This window comes from Myxococcus sp. CA056 (assembly GCF_013336715.1).
In the GTDB taxonomy this organism is placed as follows: domain Bacteria; phylum Myxococcota; class Myxococcia; order Myxococcales; family Myxococcaceae; genus Myxococcus; species Myxococcus llanfairpwllgwyngyllgogerychwyrndrobwllllantysiliogogogochensis.
In genome coordinates, this window is record NZ_JABUMT010000002.1 from 416609 (window position 1) to 434927 (window position 18319).

General features: G+C 67.3%; 14 protein-coding genes. 7 read left to right on the top strand and 7 right to left on the bottom strand.

Annotated features, from left to right (window positions below; translation table 11 throughout):
• Positions 1–78: 78 nt before the first annotated feature.
• Positions 79–1428, bottom strand: a complete 1350-nt coding sequence (locus HUA76_RS09420) for a hypothetical protein (protein WP_174460649.1) — start codon at positions 1426–1428, stop codon at positions 79–81.
• A gap of 357 nt (positions 1429–1785) precedes the next feature.
• On the opposite strand from HUA76_RS09420, the gene HUA76_RS09425 reads away from it, so the two are divergent.
• The gene (locus HUA76_RS09425; RefSeq protein WP_174460650.1) at positions 1786–2172 is read left to right on the top strand and encodes a toll/interleukin-1 receptor domain-containing protein; all 387 of its coding nucleotides are present in this window, start codon (positions 1786–1788) and stop codon (positions 2170–2172) included.
• 5 nt (positions 2173–2177) lie between these two features.
• Positions 2178–5918, top strand: coding sequence for a HEAT repeat domain-containing protein (locus tag HUA76_RS09430; protein ID WP_174460651.1), 3741 nt, complete (start codon positions 2178–2180; stop codon positions 5916–5918).
• Here HUA76_RS09430 and HUA76_RS09435 read toward each other — a convergent pair.
• The 4 genes from HUA76_RS09435 to HUA76_RS09450 all read right to left on the bottom strand — a co-directional run bounded on the left by HUA76_RS09435 (position 5899) and on the right by HUA76_RS09450 (position 12519).
• The gene (locus HUA76_RS09435; protein ID WP_174460652.1) at positions 5899–7215 is read right to left on the bottom strand and encodes a hypothetical protein; all 1317 of its coding nucleotides are present in this window, start codon (positions 7213–7215) and stop codon (positions 5899–5901) included. The two genes, HUA76_RS09430 and HUA76_RS09435, sit on opposite strands and share 20 nt — an antisense overlap.
• A 260-nt stretch (positions 7216–7475) precedes the next feature.
• Positions 7476–9905 (bottom strand): ABC transporter permease, encoded by a 2430-nt coding sequence (locus tag HUA76_RS09440; RefSeq protein ID WP_174453822.1) that lies wholly within the window; start codon positions 9903–9905, stop codon positions 7476–7478.
• A 150-nt stretch (positions 9906–10055) separates the two neighbouring features.
• On the bottom strand, positions 10056–11741 hold the full coding sequence (locus HUA76_RS09445) for a metallophosphoesterase (protein WP_254614182.1): 1686 nt from the start codon (positions 11739–11741) through the stop codon (positions 10056–10058).
• 157 nt (positions 11742–11898) lie between these two features.
• Positions 11899–12519, bottom strand: a complete 621-nt coding sequence (locus HUA76_RS09450; RefSeq protein WP_254614118.1) for a cupin domain-containing protein — start codon at positions 12517–12519, stop codon at positions 11899–11901.
• A 98-nt stretch (positions 12520–12617) separates the two neighbouring features.
• On the opposite strand from HUA76_RS09450, the gene HUA76_RS09455 reads away from it, so the two are divergent.
• Both HUA76_RS09455 and HUA76_RS09460 read left to right on the top strand, forming a co-directional pair.
• Complete coding sequence (locus tag HUA76_RS09455; protein ID WP_174453825.1) at positions 12618–13079, top strand: thioesterase family protein; 462 nt, start codon at positions 12618–12620, stop codon at positions 13077–13079.
• Positions 13080–13134: 55 nt separating this feature from the next.
• The gene (locus HUA76_RS09460; protein ID WP_174460654.1) at positions 13135–13905 is read left to right on the top strand and encodes a bifunctional 2-polyprenyl-6-hydroxyphenol methylase/3-demethylubiquinol 3-O-methyltransferase UbiG; all 771 of its coding nucleotides are present in this window, start codon (positions 13135–13137) and stop codon (positions 13903–13905) included.
• 3 nt (positions 13906–13908) lie between these two features.
• Here the strand turns inward: HUA76_RS09460 and HUA76_RS09465 are convergent, their stop codons facing one another.
• On the bottom strand, positions 13909–15174 hold the full coding sequence (locus HUA76_RS09465) for a hypothetical protein (RefSeq protein WP_174460655.1): 1266 nt from the start codon (positions 15172–15174) through the stop codon (positions 13909–13911).
• 262 nt (positions 15175–15436) lie between these two features.
• Between HUA76_RS09465 and HUA76_RS09470 the strand changes: the two genes are divergently transcribed.
• The 3 genes from HUA76_RS09470 (at position 15437) to HUA76_RS09480 (ending at position 17409) form a co-directional block, all read left to right on the top strand.
• Entirely contained in the window at positions 15437–15913 is a 477-nt protein-coding gene (locus HUA76_RS09470; protein ID WP_141640396.1) for a hypothetical protein, read from the top strand.
• A 182-nt stretch (positions 15914–16095) separates the two neighbouring features.
• Positions 16096–16503, top strand: coding sequence for a DUF962 domain-containing protein (locus tag HUA76_RS09475; RefSeq protein WP_141640397.1), 408 nt, complete (start codon positions 16096–16098; stop codon positions 16501–16503).
• A 183-nt stretch (positions 16504–16686) separates the two neighbouring features.
• Entirely contained in the window at positions 16687–17409 is a 723-nt protein-coding gene (locus HUA76_RS09480) for a YebC/PmpR family DNA-binding transcriptional regulator (RefSeq protein ID WP_174453827.1), read from the top strand.
• A 74-nt stretch (positions 17410–17483) separates the two neighbouring features.
• Here HUA76_RS09480 and HUA76_RS46250 read toward each other — a convergent pair whose 3' ends face one another.
• Positions 17484–17960 carry a hypothetical protein gene (locus tag HUA76_RS46250; protein WP_141640399.1) on the bottom strand — a complete coding sequence of 159 codons (477 nt, stop codon included), beginning with the start codon at positions 17958–17960 and terminating at the stop codon, positions 17484–17486.
• Positions 17961–18319: the final 359 nt, after the last annotated feature.

An 18319-nucleotide genomic window follows, 5' to 3' on the forward strand; every position in this document is an offset into this window, starting at 1 on the left:
AGTGGTCGGCCACGCCCAGGAGCGTGCGGCACCGAAGCGCATCCCGTGGCCAGCAGCAACACGACCAGAAGCCGAGCGTCAGCGCGCATTGTCCACCCCCAGGCCCACCGAGGCGAAGGCCCCCGGCCGCAACGTCCCTTCCGCCGTGGGGAACAGCAGCGTGCCGCCCGTCCCCATCGCGTAGAGCTTCCCTCCCAGGAACCGCCAGCGCACGTCCGCGGCCCCCAGGTAGCGCGCTGCGGGCTTGCCCGCGCCTACCGCGAGCCCCTTCAACGCCACTTCCAAGCCGCGCTCGAACAACTGCACCGCTACGCGCCCGTCCACATCGAAGCGTCCCCAGAAGAAAGCTTCCGCGCCCAGCGACAGCTTGAGGTGCTTGTAGAGGCCCCCATAGCTGACCGCGTCCCAGGTCACCTCTGCCTCCCCGAATGCGGAGTAGCCAGCTGGGAAGGTCGCATCCGCGAGGGGGACGCCGTCAGGGCCTGGCGCCTTGAGGCGCGCCAGCTCGTAGTCAGCGCCGAAGAAGCCTTGACGGAAACCGCCATGCTGGCGCCTCGCCTCCAGCCGAAGACGCAGGTCGAGCTTCTCCGTTCCACCATCTACCCCCGCGCCAACCACGGCACCCCACGCCCCTCCCTCACCAGGACGGCCGCCCCAGCCCGCAATCAGGTGGACCTCGTAGTCAGGTCGAACCCGCACCACCGCCGTTGCGTCCAGGTGGGCCAACGTCAACGAGGGCGCGCGTCCACCTGCTCGCCCCCAGTCATGCACGGCGGACAGTGCCAGTGTGTAACGCCCGCTCTCCTTGGGCTTGCCGAACAGGATGTGCTCCATGTCAAGGGAGAGCTCAGCGCCCATCAACCGCGCGCCCAGCACATCCGAGGCGAAGGCTTCCGTGTAGAGCGGGCCCAACGTGCCTGTGAAGAAGCTCCCGGCCGGGTGGTAGTCGGGATTGGTGCGGTTGGAGTAGCGGCGGACCAGATGCCCGGAGAGGAGTCGGTATTCCTCCAGGGCGCCAAACCAGATGCCCATGGGCGCGTTGTCGGAACCCAGCATGAGGGCGCGCACGAGCTGCCCCCAGTCGGAGAGCGTGTCCCAGTCCTCACGACGCACAAGGGCCGCGCCATCACCGCCTCCCCAAATGCGGAAGCGCACGGGAGCGCCCACGTTGAAGCCGAACTCCGGGCCACCATCGATGATGAGCGTGGGCTCCACCTGGATGAAGCCTTCGTCTTCCCCCACGCCAGCACGAGGAAGGAGCGACAGCGTCGTCGCTTCCACGCGCGTCAGGTAGTTCCACCTGCGCGCTGAAGGGGCCTGTGCGATGGGTGACGCCTCTTCCTCGGGAACGGGAGGCTCCGAAGCCCATCCCGTCATGGGGAGCAACAGCAGCAACAGCGCGGCCAGACTGCTTCGCTTCCTGTTCATACACCCCTCCTGTGCGTGCCCCGACATGAGGCGCGAAGTACACACGGCTCCGGGTCGGCGCTCGTGTCTGGTCCTAGCCTGAGCGCGAATGGCAAGCACTGGCTCGGCAATCGTGGCGAAGCGCGTGTGGTGGCGGTCATCACGGTCGGGTGCGGATGATGGACATGGAGGGGTCGCCGTGCCGCAGCATGGCAATGCCGGTGTGGGTCGTGGCTGACGCCATTAGGGGCTTCCCTCCCTCTGTTTCGAGGTGGAGAGAATGGGTTGAACGGGATGCCAGGCACCGTGAATCCACGCCTGGGCATGGCCCCTGGCGATAGAGTGCCTGGGAATCGTGGGGGCACTCCCAGGGAAACCATGGCAAACGTCTTCATCTCGCATCGCAGTTCGGATACCGCCGAGGCAGAGCGGCTCGCGCAGGCTGTCCAGGCTGTTGGCCACAAGGTGTGGTTCGACGGGTGGGAGCTCAACATCGGTGACTCCATCGTCGGCAGGATGAACGAGGGACTGGAGGGGGCCGCCTACCTCGTGCTCTGCTACTCATCCTCGGGCGTGGACGCGCCGTGGATGAGCCGCGAGTGGCTGTCCGCCCTGGCGCGTCAGCTGTCGGGCCCCGGCGTCAAGGTGTTGCCCGTGGTGCTCACAGGCGGAAAGCCTCCGGCCATCCTGGCGGACATCAAGTACGCCGACCTCGTGAAGGACTGGACCAAAGGCGTCGCGGAGCTCCTCCGCGCCATCAAGTGACCACCATGAAGCGGCGGGTCTTCATCGCGCACGCGAAGGGAGAGGTGGCGCGGGCCGAAGCCCTTGCCCGGCCTCTCATGGAGGCCGGGTACGAGGTCGTCCACCACGGCACTGTCCTCGTCGGCGAGTCCATCGTGGAGGAAGCGCAGAAACAGCTCGCGGCGGATGGTCCGGTGGTGGTCTGCGTGACGGTGAAGGCTGTCGGTACGAACTTTGCCCATCGTCTCGTGAATGCCAGTCGGGAGAGCAGGCGTGGTCGGACCTTTCTGGTGCAGATGGAGGAAGATGCATACGTCGGACTCCTCTCACTCGACGAGGAAGTCCCTGAGTGGTGGCGGGACAATGTCGCCGCCGAGCAGCGGCTCGTGGCAACCTTGAAGCGGTTCTACCCGCTGGATGAGCGAGCCTCCGCCGAGGTGGCGCGGTTCGATGCGGAGCGGCGCTACCGCCAACTCGCGCTGGAGGCGTGCGACATCATCAATCTGGCCAACCTGCCAGAGGGTGAGCGCGATGTCGTCAGCCGGAAGCTCGAGCTGCGCAAGCTCTACGTACCCCTGCGGGTCAGGGTGGAGGCGTCCTCTCAGGATGAGGCGGCCGATGCCCGACTGAAGGCGTTGGAGCAGCGTCGTGACGCCTCACTGCGAGGAGTTCCCGACACCGAGATGCAGATACGCTTGCCGTTAGGAGAGCGGCTGGCGGAGGCAAAGCGGTTGGTGGTGCTGGGAGACCCGGGGGCAGGGAAGTCCACGCTCCTCCGGTGGCTGGCGACGGCCTATCTACTGCGGTTGAAGCAGGACTCAGAATGGAACGCCCTTCCGGACATCGCGACGCTGCCCGACCGGCACTGGCTGCCCATCATCGTCCGGTGTCGCGACCTGGACGCAGTCTCCATCAGTGGCTCGCTCAGCAGCATCCTCCGACATACGTTGCGTAAATCGGAGATGTCGGAGGCAGAGGTCGAAGCCTTGCAAGAGGTCCTGCTCCGAAAGCTTGCCGAAGGGGAGGCGCTGCTGCTCATCGACGGGCTCGATGAAATCTCCGAAGCAGGAGCGCGGGTCCGCTTCTGCGAGCAGCTCGAGATGATTCACGTTGCCATGCCGGCTGCTCCCATCGTGGTGACCTCGCGCATCGTTGGCTACCGCGAGATGAGGGGGCATCGCATTGGTCGTGGCTTCGAGCATGTCACGGTGGATGACCTGTCCCCCGAGGACAAGGACGACTTCGTGCGCCGCTGGTGTGCCGTGACCGAGCCTGCGGATCGCCGGGCATCGACAGAGGAGGAGCTGATCTCGGACATCCACAGCACTGACCGGATTGAGCGGCTCACGGGCAACCCGATGCTGTTGACGACCATGGCGCTCGTAAAGCGCAAGGTTGGCAAGCTCCCCCGGCGGCGGACGGACCTGTACTGGGAGGCGGTGCAGGTACTACTCAACTGGCGCCGGGCGGAGTCGAACGACCCGCTCGAACTCTGGGAAGCGCTGCCGCAGCTCGGGTTTATCGCCTACGCGATGTGTGACCGTGGTGTGCAGCGGCTGCGCCGGGATGAAGTTCTTTTTCTGCTGCATCAGGTCCGGGAAGAGTATCCACGGCTCCACGATGTGCGGCGCCACTCTCCCGAGGACTTCCTCATCCTGATCGAGAGATACACGGGTATCCTGATTGAATCAGGGCACGAGAAGCACCTGGGCATGAGCGTCCCTGTCTATGAGTTCCGCCACCTGACGTTCCAGGAATACCTCGCGGCGCGAGCCCTCGTGGACTACTGCTTTCCTTTTGCGCCACAGGGCTCCCTGGCGGAGAACGTCGCTCCCCTGGCAATGAAGCTGGCGACGGTCAGTGGAACGGAGGAGGCCCAGTTACAGCATGCCGAGAGCTGGCTGGAGGTGCTCCGCCTCTGCGTCGCCACCTGTCGGCACGTTGATGTTGATGCCGTGTTGCTGGCCATCCTCACGCCACTCCCGGGCGAACCCCTGGAGATAGCAGTGGGTTTGCGCGCATTCCACGCGGCACTATGCTTGGCAGATGAGCCCGATGTTTCGGACGCATTGGCGCACCGCATCCTGTCCGAAACTGTAAAACACCTCGATTACGAGGAGCTGTCGCAAGGTTTGGCGTCCATCATTTCTCCGTTGATGAGAACGCGTTGGAATTGGGAGTTGATGCGCGTGCTGGCGCAGGAGTTCAGAAGCAGAGAATCTCGCGAGCGAGGTTTCGTATGGCAGGTCATCAATCACTTCCTGGCGGAATGGAAATACGAGGCCGGAACGACTCCTCAGGACTGGGTTTCTTCGTGGATCGCCAAACTCTCGGCAGAGGATGAGCTTGACGTCATTGCGTCGGCGCTCCGGCTTTCAGTGGAGCGCTTCTGGGCGAACGACCGAACGCCTCCCATTGTGAATGGAGATGAGTTGATCGCTCTGGTCAAACATGGAGGGCCAATATCTCATGCCTCCGCGATGGCGCTGCTCCGGCTGAGCGGCTTTGGTCAATATATGACATGCTGGGTGCCCACCTCGTCGCAGATAGAGCAACTCGTCTCTGCATACACCTCCGAGAACGCAGACAGGGGAGCGTTGCTTTCGTTGACGACTGTTTTGGGCGGTGCACGGGTGGCGGGTGCCGTAGACGCCATTATCCCCAGGCTGACGAGTGAGGACCCGGCGCTCAGAGCGGCTGCCGCCGAAGCATTGGGATTGATCCAGGATATGCGAGCGCTGGCCCCGTTGACCCAGGCTGTCGAGGACGCGGATCGTGAAGTGAAGGAGAAGGCGATACTGGCGTTAGGACGCCTGGGTGATGTGCGTGCCCTGGGACTCCTCCGCGAAAAGCTCCAGGATCCAGAGGAAGGCATGCGATCCACTGTGGTTGAAGCGCTTTCCTTGCTTCCGGGCCCGGTCCCCGTCGCCGCGCTGCGCGAAGTGATTGGCGATCCAAGCGAGAACGTTCGGCACACCCTGGCATGGCGCCTGTGGGAGCGCATGCAGCCTGCGGATATGGAGCTTCTCATTCTGTTGCTTGATGACCCGGACGTGGCCGTCCGCCTCGATGCGGTTCGCATCATGGCCGAGCTGAAGTCGCCCCTAGCAGTCGCGCCACTGCTGGCATGGATGCAGCGTTCGCTGAAGCTGCTGGTAGGGGAGGAGTTCATTGCCACGGAACTTCGGGGAGATGGCAGCTTTAAAGAGCAGTTCTTGGACCCGCGACTCCCGTGGACTGAGGCCGCATTGGCCTTGGGAGAGATTCGGGATTCGAGCGTTGTCGAGCCGCTCAAGACCTTTCTCGGCCAAGTGGGCTCCGAGCTGCGCCCGGCTATCCTTCATGTATTGGGCAAGCTTGGCGACAGGGGTTCCGTAGAGTGGCTGGTGCCCTGGCTGTCGGTGCCAGACGAGCGCACTTCTTTGGGCGCGGCGGAAGCCCTGGCTCGATTGGGTGATGAGCGGGGAAGGGCATTTCTCATCCCGAAGCTTGCGTCCGAGTCCCTCTCGGCACGAGTGCGTGCCCTGGAGCTTCTTGCAGGACTGTATTCGGAGGGCGAGCTGGAGGTGCGCCTGTTGCTCGTCAATGAGTACCGTGACACCAGCTACATGGACCCGAGCGCCACGGTCGACGATACGCGGTTGAAGGAGATTGAGGAGCAGATGGGGATTCCACCGGATGAGGCACGGCGGGGCTTCGAGGCCCTCGTCCAGAAGATCCCCCTCAAGTTGGCGTGGCAGGTGCCCGCTACTCCCGCAACACAGTGAGACCCGCGTCGGTCAGGACATAGAGCATGGCTGGTGCCACGGTGGGGTCATACACGAGCTGGAGCACGTGCTTTCCATTCACGGAGTCCAGGCGGGTGAGCGTCTCTGCGTCCTCCTCGATGCGCCACAGTCCCTCGTCATCGGTGCCCACGTAGACGATGCCCTCGTCGGTGGCCGCCAGCGCCGTCACGTTGTCTGAGGGCAGGGCGGTGATGCGCGTGTAGTTCGCACTGGAGCGGTCCGTCTGCTCCATGCGCCACAGGCCGAAGTCGCGACTGCCCACCCAGGTGGCACCCGCCTTCGTGCGAGCAACGGCGCGCCAGTGGTCGAACTCCTCCAGGCTGTTGAGCTGAGAGTTGTGTCCCTTGTAGCTCCAGGGCACCGGGCCCTCCCAGGTGCGCTCCTTGTCGAAGTCCTCCAGCACGCCATTGGGCTCGAGGATGCCCACCAGCCAGTCATTGGCCACCAGCACTTCACCGTCGGGGCCAACTCCGAGCCCCCAGTTGAAGCCCGCCTGGAGCGACTGGGACACGCTGCCATCCTCGCGCGGTGTCTCGCGATACCAGGCCGCGTGACGGTGGCTGTTGTACGTGAGGCCGCGAATCAGCGTCACGCCGTGGTTGGTGCCGATGTAGACATCACCCCGGTCCCTTCCGCGCATCACCCGCTGACAGGTGAGGACCGAGCGGTCCTCGTCGTAGTGGAAGTCATTGGTGTTGCGGAGGCCAAGCTGCTGCTTCCCGCCGGATACGCCCGAGCTGCGCCACAGGTGCTCCTCCAACTCCACCTTGCCGTCGGACCCCAGGCGCACCGCGTCCAGGTCACCCTTCTGGTACTCCGCGAAGCGCTCCGCGGAGTAGTGGGGCTCTCCCTCCACGGGAATGTATGCGTGGGGTTTCTCCGGCACCTCGGGCTGAAGCTCGTAGGTGTGGTAGCCCACGTAGGCGCGCCCCGCCTCGCCGCCGCAGATGACGGTGGAGCCGAGCGCCTTCTTGTCCCGCCCGAAGCCCTCCGATGCCTGTCCGACGCCGCGCGTCCACGTGGGGGCCGTGTCGCCGGGACGCAGCACGCCGATCTCCGCGCCCTTCAGCAGCCAGATGTTGTGCCCTTCGTCGACGCCGATGCTCTGGACACCGGCGCCAATGCCAAACGACGCCGCGTAGTCCTTCACCGCGTCCGTGGGCCAGGGGCCCGGGCCATCAGGCGAATCGATGTCGTCCGCGTCGGAGGAGTCACCGCATGCGCCGAGGAACACCGCCATGCCCACTGCCGTCGCCCATCGCCACCCACCGCGCATCCACCCTCCCAGGGCATCTCGCTGCCGCCAGATGCACAGCAAGGCGTATGCCCGACGGGGGTGGGAAAATGACTTCCCACCGTGGGGAATCCAGGAGGAGCCGGCGCAGTGCTGAGCGTCGCCGGACTGAAAGATGACAACCCGATGGTGAGCCGCTGTCGCCCGGGCTCGCACCTGATGGAACGATGTTTCCTCTCAGGTCGGCGCGGGGTCCACCTCGGCCCGCGGGGTGGAGAGCCTCGAGCCGTCAGGTCAGCGCCTCAGTCCGCGGACATCGCCACGCCGGGCGACACCTTCGAGGCCCGGCGCGCGGGCAGCCAACTGGCCAGCGCCACCACGGTGAGCAGGAGCACCGGCACCGCCAGGAAGGTCAGCGGGTCCGTCGCGCTCACGTCGTACAGCATGCCCTCCAGCACCTGGGACATCGCCAGCGCCAGCAGCAATCCCACACCCAGGCCCACCGCGCACATCCGCAGCGCCTGCTTCATCACCAGCCGCACCACGTCCGCCGGCATCGCTCCCAGCGCCAGCCGGATGCCCAGCTCCCGCCTGCGCTGCGCCACGCTGTACGCCATCAACCCGTAGATACCCAGCGACGCCAGCGCCACCGCCGACACCGCGAAGGCCAGGAGCAACACCCGCTGGAAGTTCCGGTCCGCCACCGAGCGCTCCAGGTTCGCCTCCAGCGTCGTGGGCTTGCGCATCGACAACTGCGAGTCGAGCTGCGCCATCTCCGCCTTCACCGCCGCCGCCACGCTCTCCATCGGCAGGCGGCTGCGCACCATCAGCGTCGTCCCCGGCCACGGCGTCTGCCCCAGCGGCGCGTAGAGCTCCGGCTCCGCCGGACTGTCCAGCGCCCGCCCTCGCACGTCTCCCACCACCCCCACCACCTCGCGCTCCACCTTGTCGCCGTAACCAATCATGACCCGCTTGCCGAGCACCTCCTCCCCAGGGAAGAAGCGCCGCGCGAAGGACTCGTTCACCACCACCACCGGCGGCGACGTCAACGTGTCCTGAGTCGTGAAGTCCCGGCCCCGCTTCAGCTGAATCCCCAGCGTCGCGAAGGCCCCGTCGCTCATCGCCCGGTAGCTCGTGTCCTGCTGCTCGCCCGGTGCCGTGGGCCGACCCGGGATGTCCATCGTCAGGCTGATGCCTCCGCCCGTCACCACGCCCGGCGTCACATGCGCCGCCGCCTCCACGCCCGCCTGCGCGCGCACCCGCTCCAGCAAGCGCGCGTAGAAGGTCGCCATCGTCTCGCCCGTGTAGCGCGCCGCCGGGAGGTTGTACCGCATCAGCGTCACGTTCTCGGACCGATAGCCCGGGTCCACCGCCGCAAGTCGCTGCGCGCTGCGCACCAACAACCCCGCCCCCACCAGCAACACCAACGCGAGCGCCACCTGCGTGGACACCAGCACGGCGCGCCAGCGCAACGCGGACTTGCTAGCGCTCGTGCCACGTGTGCTCTGGAGCAGACCGCCGAGGCTCGCCTTCACCGCCGTGCCCAGCGGCGCCAACCCGCACAACAACGCCACCGCGAGCACCAACCCCGCCGTATACACGAGCGCCAGTCCGTCCACGCTCACCGTCTGCACCTGCTGCACGGACTCGGGCAGGAGCGCGCTCAGCGCATCCGTGCCCCAGGTTCCCAACAGCAATCCCAACACTCCGCCCGTGACGGCCAGCAACGAGCCCTCCGCCAACAACTGCCGCGCCAACGCGAGCCGACCCGCTCCCAGCGCCGTGCGCACCGCGAACTCCTGCTGCCGAGCCAGCGCGCGCGCCAGCAGCAACTGCGCCACGTTGACGCAGGCGATGAGCAGCAACAACGACACCGCACCCAGAAGCAGCAGCGCGGGACGGCGCGTGTCCTGGGACAGCCGCGCCTGCAAGCCCATCACCGTCGCGCTCGTGCGCTGGTTGGAGTCCGGATACGCCTGCGTCAGCGCCGCCATCACCGAGCGAGCCTCCGCGTTCGCCTGCTCCACCGTCGCTCCGGGCGCCAGCCGCGCCATGCCCACGAGCAGGTGCGTGCCTCGGCTGTCCCAGTTGTCACGGATGAAGTCCTGCGAGGCCAGCGAGGCCCAGAGCCCCAGCGGCTCGCTGGCGCCCTCCCTCGGAAAGTCGAACCCCTGCGGCATCACCCCGACGACCTGGTAGGCGTTTCCCTCCATCTCCACCATGCGCTCCAGGACGCGCGGGTCCGCCCCGAAGCGGCGCTTCCACAGCCCGTGCGAAATCACCACCGCGCGTGCGCCGTTGGGCAGGAACTCCTCGTCGATGAGCACCCGACCGAGCAGGGGCTTCACCCCCGCCACGCGGAAGAAGTCCTCCGACACCGCCGCGGCTTCCACCCGCTCGGGCTCCAGGTTCGGACCGGTGAGCGTGACGCCATTGACGTCGAAGGCCACGAAGCCGTCGAAGGACTTCACCTTCTGCCGCAGGTCCTCCGCGTCGAGCCGCGACAGGCCCGTGTTCCGGTCCGTCCGCTGCGTATCCTGCCCCCACACCGACAGCAGCTTGTCCGCTCCAGGGAGGGGAAGCGGGCGCAGCAGGAGCGCGCTCACCACGCTGAAGAGCATGGTGTTCGCGCCGATGCCGAGCGCCAGCGCCAGCACCGTCGCCAGCGTGAAGCCGGGGCTGCGACGCAGTGAGCGGGCGCCGTGGCGCAGGTCCTGGATGAAAGAGGGCATGCCCCACCTCAAAGCCATTCGCGTGCCAACCCGACGCCCCGACTCAAGGGCGCGAAGTGACGACGTGCGTCGTCAGGGGAGCCTCATCCACTGTGCGCTTGTGGGACGGCCGCGTTCGGAGGTGGCACGTCCGCCTCCAGGGAAAACGGCCTAGACGCGCAGGGGTGGTTCGATGAGCGCGGGCGGCGTGGCCTTCGAGTCATCCGGCTCGTACGCGGGCGCATGGGGACCGGCGTGGACCTGCTTCCACTTGCGAGGCACCCGCTCGATTCCCACCGGGTACACCAGGAGGTGCCCCGCTTCGTTGATGTGCAGGCGCAGGAAGTTCTTCCAGTCCGGCAGCGCCAGCGAGATGAACGCCTCGTTCGAGTGCGCCCCGAAGACGTTGACGCTCAGCCACAGGTAGAGCCCCATGACGAAGGGGCCGACCAGGAAGCCGCCCAGGAACGTCAGCCCCGAGGACATCAGGAACTTGCCCGCCAGGTGTGCCCAGCCCGCCGTGCAGTTGAGTCCGTCGGGCGTCAGCTCCGGACAGATGCCCAGCCCGCTCACCGCGATGTACGTCCCACCCCAGGCCACGAAGAAGGCCGCGAGGATGTGCCCCAGTCCGTGCAGCGTGCCCGCCAACCACCGCCACTTCCCGAATGCTGAATCCGCGAGGCCGATGAGCCCGCCGATGGTGCCCAGCCCCAGCACCATCGTCCAGGGACGGCTCACCATGCTGTTGGCCACCGCCATCACGACGTCGCCGAGCTGAGCGACGCCCAGCGAGCCCACCTCCGCGTACGCGGCCAGCGCGAGCAGCAGATACAGCGCCCCGGTCATCAAGCCGAACAGCGGGCTGTAGCGGATGAGGAACAGGTTCTTTCGCGCGAGCTTCCGCGAGGTGCGCTCGTCCGGGAAGCTCTTCTCCAGCTTGTACCCGTCGCGCAGCACGTGCGCCTTGGGCGCGTGCGTGGGGTGCAGGAACGCGCCGCCTCCGCCCGCCGTGATTTTCTGCCGGCCCGCGGCATCCTCGTGGCGCCGGTAGTGGTGCAGGTCTCCGGCGAGGAAGACGCTGATGCGCCGGCCGAGCACCTTCTCCTGGAGGTACTCCAGGTTGTTCTCCAGGTAGCTGCCCTTGCGTCGCTGCGTGGCCGCGAGAATCCACGCCGGCTCCGCGTTGCAGAGGATGACGCGGTCCTCCGGGCCCATGCTCTCCGCCACCTGCCGGAAGTACTCCACCTGCGGCACGTCGATGTCGCTGTTGAGCTGCACGTCCGTGCCGATGAGCCACCAGCGATGCGGCAGCTTCAGCGCGAAGTAGCTGCGGCTCTGCCGCGTGCGCCGTCCGGCAATCCACCGGTTCGCGCAGAACAGCCGCATGAAGGAAGACAGGCCGTCATACCAGTCGTGGTTGCCCGGGATGACGAACAGGTCCGGATTGGGCGCGACAGAGCGACGCATGGCCGCTTCGTACGGTTGTATCAGCCGCTCCTCGTAGGTCTCACGGCTGGCGCCGGGGTAGACGCCGTCGCCGCCAGAGACGAGCACGCGTCCACGCTTCGTGTCGTATTCACCCGCCCTGGGTTGTCCTCGCACGGTCAGCTTCAGCTCCGGCAGGGCCAGCAGTCGCGCCACCGTGTACGTGGAGTCCCAGCCGTCTCCCGTGTCCGCGACGTAGTCGAGCCAGAAGTCGCCGTCGGGCAGCGTCTCCTGCGAGTAGTCGAAGTAGGGCTCCTGCGGACGCACCACCGCTTCGATGAGGCGATGGTCCGCGCGCGCGCCGAACACGGCCGCCACGAGCGCATCCAGGCCCGTGCGCAACAGCTGGGCCGGGTGCAGCCAGCGCACCATGCCCGCGTGCCGCCGAGGCTTCGTCGCCGTGCCGCTGTCGGAGATGAGCGCGGCTTCGTTTCTCGACTCCACCAGGTGAGGACGCTCACCCGTCGTCACCTTCGCGGACTGTGTCGCGGGTGCCTCGCCGTCCTTGCGCGCCGCCGCCCCGTCCCGCTCACTTGCCATGGGGGATGTTCTCCCTCGGGCCCTGGGTGAAGCGCTGCTCGGGTCCGGGGCCGGCGTAGACCTGCACGGCCTTGAAGGGCGCGCCTGGAGAGACGACACGTGCCGAGTGCTTCGCTCCCGCGGGGATGTAGACCGCGTCGCCCTTGCTCACGCGCATCGTCTGCCCCGACACCGTCATGTCCGCGGCGCCTTCCTCGATGTAGAGAATCTCGACGCTCGTGTCGTGCGTGTGTTCGGGGACCTCGCCTCCGGGCTGGAGCTCCAGCAGCGTCAGCGAGGCGGCGGTGGCGCCCGTGCCCTCGTTGAGGAACAGCGTCGCGCGGCCCTTGCCTCCCGCGATGATGTGACGCGGGGCCTCGGCGGTGGTGACGCGGTGTCGCACGGGCTTCGCGCCCGGCGCGGCGGTGGGGCTCGAGGCGTGAGCGCTTCGCGTGTCGGCGGGTGGCGTGGGCTTCGCGCCTGGCGCGGCGGTGGCTCGCGATGTGTCGACAGTCGGACGGGGCGAGCTCACACCGGGCGATGTCTGGGGCGCGGGCTCGCCGGCCCAGGTTGGAGTGGCGATACCGAGCCCCATGAGGGCCAGCGCGGAGATCTGGAGTCGTGGACTCATCGTGTAGCTGGATTATCACGGCCACGGCCCCTGACTGGAGGGCAGGCAGGCGGTGTTCTTCGTTCCCTCATGGCCTCGACTGGGGCACCCTGCCCGACATGGCGGACCTCACCTCCCAGGACTTCCCCGTTGCCGTCCCCTTCACCCTGCACTGGAGTGAGATGGACGCGTTCGGCCACGCCAACAATGCTCGGACCTTCACGTGGTTCGAGTCCGCCCGCATCTCCTACCTCGTGCGCATCGGAATGACGGGCCCGTCGGGCACGGGAGAGACCCGGGCCCCGGGCGGCGTGGGCCCCATCCTCAAGGCCACCCAGGCCGAATACGTGCGCCCCGTCGTCTTCCCGGCGCGCCTCGTGGCCTGCGCTCGCGTCTCCCGCATCGGCACGACGTCCGTCACGCTGGAGCACGCCGTGTTCGGCGAGGAGGACGGTGTGCTCTACACGAAGGGCACCGCCGTCATCGTCACCCTGAACTACGTCACCAACGACACCGTGCCCGTGCCCGCGCACCTGCGCGCCGCCATCGAGGCCGTGGAGGGACGGTCGTTCGGGACATGAGACCTCCGGAGCGACTCACTCCAAGACGGGACTTGTGCTCACGGAGCCCGTGCGCATGAGTGACTCCGTGCTCGGGTTCTACGAGGGGCTGGCGGAGGAGTACCACCTGCTCTTCGTCAACTGGGCGCAGTCGGTGGAGCGGCAGGGCGCCGCGCTGGATGCGCTGCTGCGCCGCTGTGGCGAGCCTCCCCCTCGGCGCGTGCTGGACTGCGCGTGCGGCATCGGCACCCAGGCCCTGGGGCTCGCGGGCCGAGGCTACGTCGTCCATGCCACGGACTTGAGCCCCGCAGCCGTGGCTCGCGCCGAGCGCGAAGCGCGCGCCATGGGCATCACGCTGACCACGGGCGTCGCGGACATGCGGCATCTGGACACGCAGGTGTCAGGCACCTTCCACCTGGTGCTCGCCTTCGACAACGCCGTGCCGCACCTGCTCACCGACGAGGACCTGGATGCCGCGGCGCACGCGATGGCCTCCAAGCTGAAGCCGGGCGGCATGCTGGCGCTGAGCGTGCGCGACTACGACTTGTTGATGGCGCAGCAGCCGCGCTTCACCTCGGAGCGCGTGCTGGATGCCCCCGAGGGGCGCCGGATTCTGTTTCAGGTCTGGGACTGGGCCGCCGACGGCCGCACGTACACGGTGCACCAGTTCATCCTCCGTCCCGAGGGCGCGGGCTGGCAGGCGACGGAGCACACCGGCGTCTACCGGGCCCTCCAGCGCGTGGAGGTGGAGCGCGCGCTGACCCGGGCGGGGCTGATGGATACGCGCTGGTACTCGCCCGAGGAGACCGGCTTCCACCAGCCCATCCTCACCGCGCGCAGGCCGTGAGGTTCAGCCGCCGCCGCGCTTCACGTCCGCCGGAGCATTGGGGTGGCGCGTGAGCAACATGCGCAACTGAGGCTGGCGGCGCACCGCCTCCTGTTTCAACAGGTGCGCGATGAGGGGCGGTGGCGCCGCGCTCCAGCGGGCGATGTTCTGGATGAGCATCGGTGAGCGATACGTGCGCCCGCACAAGAGAGACGCCGTCTTGCCGTCCACGGACATGCCGATGAGCGACGCGAGTGCTCGGCCTTCCGTGTTGAGGATGAGCTCCACCTTCTCCTCGGCGGGGCCGGTGGTGAAGCGTTGACGGAGGACCTCGCGTGAAGAGCGCCGCGTTCCCTCTGGTACGTCGCGGTCGATGGTCACCTTGTACAGCTCCATCAGTCGCCGCGAGCTCCACAGGCGCCGGAAGAGTCCCGAGGGCAGCTGCGGATTGCGCACCAGCCACCGGCGCACGCCCGTGTCCGCCGTGAAGGCCGCGCGGCCACAGAGCGCCTCCAGTCCCACGGGGTTGCGGTGGTTGCGCGCGATGAGCCGCGCATGCGCGAGCCCCACACGAGAGTTCTCCAGCACCGCCTTGACGACGGAAGGCAGCGGGTCGAAGCACAGCGCGGACAGCTCCGGGTCCTCACACGCGCGAGCCAGCGCCACGCGTTGATCCTCCGTTTGCGGATGCAACCGCGTCTCGAAGAGCTGGCGGAAGTTGCCCAGCGCGACTTCAGGCACGTCCTCCGTGTCCTCTTCCGGAGCCTCGCCGTCAGGGGCTCCGGACTCCGAGGAGTCGGGCTCCTCCGCCTCCTGGGGCAGCAGGTCGAGCATCGGCAGCTCCTCGTCGTCCGGCGACGAGGCTTCCGTGGCGGGTGCGGCGAGCGGCTCGTAGCCCGGGCTCACCGTGGAGGGCGAGGCGGTGCGCGGTGCGGGCGCCGAGCCACCGACAGGGGAGGGGACCGTGACAACAGGGCCTCCCGTGGCTGCTCCACCTGGGGGCATCGTGGCCAGGGGCCTCGCGGCGCCGGGGAGGGGCGGCGTGGGGCTCGCGGCGGGACTTCTCGTGGCGGCGGGCGCTGGTTGCTGCGCGGCGGGGAGCAGCGCGCCTTGCGACACCAGTCGCGTGAGGATGCCCTGGAGTCGTTCGGGCGGCAGACCGGTGAGGGCGGGCAGATTCCGCGCGGCGGTCGCTCCATCCAGCCGCGAGAGCACGAAGCCTTCTTCCGCGCTGAGCACCAGGGAGCGCAGGTCCACCTGGGGGTTCGGCTTGGGAATCCAATCCGTCATCAGCTCCGAGTCTCCCACGACCCGTGTACGAGGTGGAGAGGGCCCGTCTCGCGATGCATGACGAGCGGAAAACTGTGGAGCGACGGCATGCGCCAGGGGCGACGAGGGGGGCGAGAAGCCGTCCCAAGAGGCCGCGAGCCCTCATACCAGAGGTACTGGTTTTCCTGCTTTTTCTAGTGCTGTCCCTGGCGCTAGAACTTCAGGAGAACGCCCGGACGTCCACGGCGGCACCCTCTGGTGGGCGGGGCACCAGGAGCACGACATGTCGAGATTCGCGGGAGTGCTGTTCGTCGCCGTCATCGCCATCTGTCCGTTGCGGGCACGGGCCCAGCAATGTCCCGAGGTGGCGGGGGCCACCATGTCCACCACGCTGGCGCTCTTCAAGACGATTCAAGAGGACCGGGCGAAGGTGTGCGCCGTCGTCGGTGAGAAGCCGCTCCCGGAGCGCTTCCTCAAGGAGGCGTCGGCCTGCTTCGACAAGCACCTGATGCCGTGTGCCCAGTCGACGGTGAAGGGGTTCCTGCCGCTCCTCGACAAGTGCATCCAGGGCCAGAACCTCTTCAGCGACACGGGCATGTGCTCGCGCTGGGACGCGGCGATGACGTGCATGGATACGGAGATCCGCGACAGGAGCAGCTCCGCCACGATGGCGATGATGAAGCACCTGGGCCTGGTCCAGAGCAAGACCCAGAAGTTCGAGGCGTGCTTCCGCGCCGCCGCGAAGAAGGTGAAGAAGTAGCCCCGGGCTCGGAGTCCGGTCGTCCCCGGCGGGGGAGGGGGCCCACCTGTCGGGAAATGCGCACCAGGGGGCCGCTTGCCCGCTCGCTGGCCATGCCCTCGGGGGCCGTCGAGGGCCCTGATTTCACGCTCCGACCTGGAGCGGGTTGACGGGATGCCCCTGCCTGGACACAACTTCACTCCATGCCCAAGCCCCTCCAGACCTATGGCGAGTTCTGGCCGTTCTACTTGCGCGAGCACTCACTGCCCGTGACTCGACGGTTCCACTTCGTGGGCACCAGTCTGGGACTGGCCACGGGCGTGGCGGCCATCGTCACCGGACGCGGGGCCCTGGTGCCGGCCGCCCTGGTCGCCGCCTACGGCTTCGCGTGGTTCAGCCACTTCTTCATCGAGCGCAACAAGCCCGCGAGCTTCAAGTACCCGCTCTGGTCCTTCATCTCCGACTTCCGGATGGCGGGGCTGATGGCGGTGGGGCAGCTCGACGCCCACATGGAGCGGGCCTTCGCCAACGGCGAGCAGGGGACGGGGGCCAACAGCCTCACGCCCGCGCAGCAGGCGCAGCCCCAGGCTCCCGCGCAGCAGGCGCGCTGAGTCATTCGCAGGGCCCTTGGGAGGGGACTGGCGCGGTGGCCTGGAGGTCGCCGCCCGCCCGTTTCGTGGACCGAGCGCCGGGTAGGCCGCCGCCCCGCACACGAAGCGCGGGCGCCCCACCCGAGTTGCGCTAGATTGGCCGCACCGCTTCAACGCCCCCCTACCAAAGAGTCGCATCGACCCATGGGACGCATTTTCGAGACGCGCAAGGCCACGATGATGGCCCGCTGGAACAAGATGGCGAAGGTGTTCACGCGGATCAGCAAGGACATCGCCATCTCGGTGAAGTCCGGTGGGCCCAATCCGGACACGAACTCCACGCTGCGCCGGGTCCTCCAGAATGCCCGTGCGGCCAACATGCCGAAGGACAAGGTCGAGGCCGCCATCAAGCGCGCCAGCGGCCAGACGGCGACGCAGTACGAAATCGTCCTCTACGAGGGCTACGCGCCCCACGGCATCGCGCTGCTGGTGGAGACCGCCACGGACAACGTCGTGCGCACCGTGGCCAACGTGCGCATGCGCTTCAACAAGTACTCCGGGAACATGGGCAACGCGGGCAGCGTCGCGTTCATGTTCAAGCGGATGGGCGTGTTCCGCCTCAACCCGGAGGGGCTCAATCAGGACGAGCTGGAGCTGGAGCTCATCGACCACGGCCTCCAGGAGTTGGGCGAGGGCACGGGTGAGAAGGGCGAGAAGCAGCTCATCATCCGGTGTGACTTCTCCGACTTCGGCAAGCTGCAGACGGCGATTGAAGCCAAGGGCCTGACGCCCATCTCGGCGGACTCCGAGTACATCGCGGAGAACCTCATCGAGCTGCCCGAGGACAAGGCCAACGAGGTCCTCGAGTTGGTGGACTCGCTGGAGCAGGACGACGACGTGCAGCGCGTCTTCCACAACCTGGGTTGAGTGGTCCGTGGGCCCGGGATGGAGTGGGCGCTCGTCACGAGCGTCCCCGTCTCCGGGCCTGTGCTGTCCTTCCCCTACTTCACGTCATAGACCTTGCGCAGCGGGGCTCCGTCGCGGTGCAGGTCCACCTCCAGCCTGCGGGCGGTCTTCAAGAGCGCGTAGGTCTCCAGCGCCTTCTCCGGCGTGTCGAGCGAGATTCCATTGACGCGCTGGATGACATCGCCGTTCTGGAAGCCCAGCTTGTCGTAGAGCGAGCCCTCGCGAATGGAGAAGAGCTTGAAGCCCTGCGCCTTGCCATCCTTGAAGGCGGGGACGATGCGGGCCTGCATCGCCATCTCCGAGTGCCGGGGCTGCAACGTGTCGACGAGCGGGTCCTTGCTGGTGATTTCGTAGGCGTTCTCGCCCACGCTTCGGATGTCCACGCTCGAGTCGGAATCGTCGAGCGGGGGCTTGGTGAAGAGATGGAACGTGCGTGCTGCGACCAGTGCTCCCGCGAGGATGAGCGCGCCAGAGAGGAACCCCGCGTACCGCCAGAAGACTTTGTGCTTCATCGTGTCCTGCCTCCTCCCCCGTGAAGGGTGAAGGAGACAAGAGCAAGCTCGATGCCAGGGACGTGCGCGTGTCTGTCTTCACTCGGGGCCGCGTCGCGCCGGGGCGGGCCCGCGTTGTCTTGCGGGCCTGGCGAAGACCCCTCCTGTCACGCGTCGCGGATTCACGGGTGACAGGGTGTCGTGACAGGTTGTCACGCGACGCGATGGGGACAGAGTGGCGTCGGTTGTACGACTGTTGACCGGGTGCTGCCGTGTCACATGCATCCGGAAGAAGCGCGGCTCGGAGAACCGGGCGCTCGCCATGAGCGAGCCCGTGCTGCTTCGTTGTGAGTATTGGCACCAGGGCTTGCCCCGACACG

Excerpts from the sequence above, each read along its gene's own strand:
- HUA76_RS09420 (WP_174460649.1), bottom strand. The coding sequence starts at position 1,428 with ATGAACAGGAAGCGAAGCAGTCTGGCCGCGCTGTTGCTGCTGTTGCTC.
- HUA76_RS09425 (WP_174460650.1), top strand. The coding sequence starts at position 1,786 with ATGGCAAACGTCTTCATCTCGCATCGCAGTTCGGATACCGCCGAGGCA.
- HUA76_RS09430 (WP_174460651.1), top strand. The coding sequence starts at position 2,178 with ATGAAGCGGCGGGTCTTCATCGCGCACGCGAAGGGAGAGGTGGCGCGG.
- HUA76_RS09435 (WP_174460652.1), bottom strand. The coding sequence starts at position 7,215 with ATGCGCGGTGGGTGGCGATGGGCGACGGCAGTGGGCATGGCGGTGTTC.
- HUA76_RS09440 (WP_174453822.1), bottom strand. The coding sequence starts at position 9,905 with ATGCCCTCTTTCATCCAGGACCTGCGCCACGGCGCCCGCTCACTGCGT.
- HUA76_RS09445 (WP_254614182.1), bottom strand. The coding sequence starts at position 11,741 with ATGGTGCGCTGGCTGCACCCGGCCCAGCTGTTGCGCACGGGCCTGGAT.
- HUA76_RS09450 (WP_254614118.1), bottom strand. The coding sequence starts at position 12,519 with ATGAGTCCACGACTCCAGATCTCCGCGCTGGCCCTCATGGGGCTCGGT.
- HUA76_RS09455 (WP_174453825.1), top strand. The coding sequence starts at position 12,618 with ATGGCGGACCTCACCTCCCAGGACTTCCCCGTTGCCGTCCCCTTCACC.
- HUA76_RS09460 (WP_174460654.1), top strand. The coding sequence starts at position 13,135 with ATGAGTGACTCCGTGCTCGGGTTCTACGAGGGGCTGGCGGAGGAGTAC.
- HUA76_RS09465 (WP_174460655.1), bottom strand. The coding sequence starts at position 15,174 with ATGACGGATTGGATTCCCAAGCCGAACCCCCAGGTGGACCTGCGCTCC.
- HUA76_RS09470 (WP_141640396.1), top strand. The coding sequence starts at position 15,437 with ATGTCGAGATTCGCGGGAGTGCTGTTCGTCGCCGTCATCGCCATCTGT.
- HUA76_RS09475 (WP_141640397.1), top strand. The coding sequence starts at position 16,096 with ATGCCCAAGCCCCTCCAGACCTATGGCGAGTTCTGGCCGTTCTACTTG.
- HUA76_RS09480 (WP_174453827.1), top strand. The coding sequence starts at position 16,687 with ATGGGACGCATTTTCGAGACGCGCAAGGCCACGATGATGGCCCGCTGG.
- HUA76_RS46250 (WP_141640399.1), bottom strand. The coding sequence starts at position 17,960 with ATGAAGCACAAAGTCTTCTGGCGGTACGCGGGGTTCCTCTCTGGCGCG.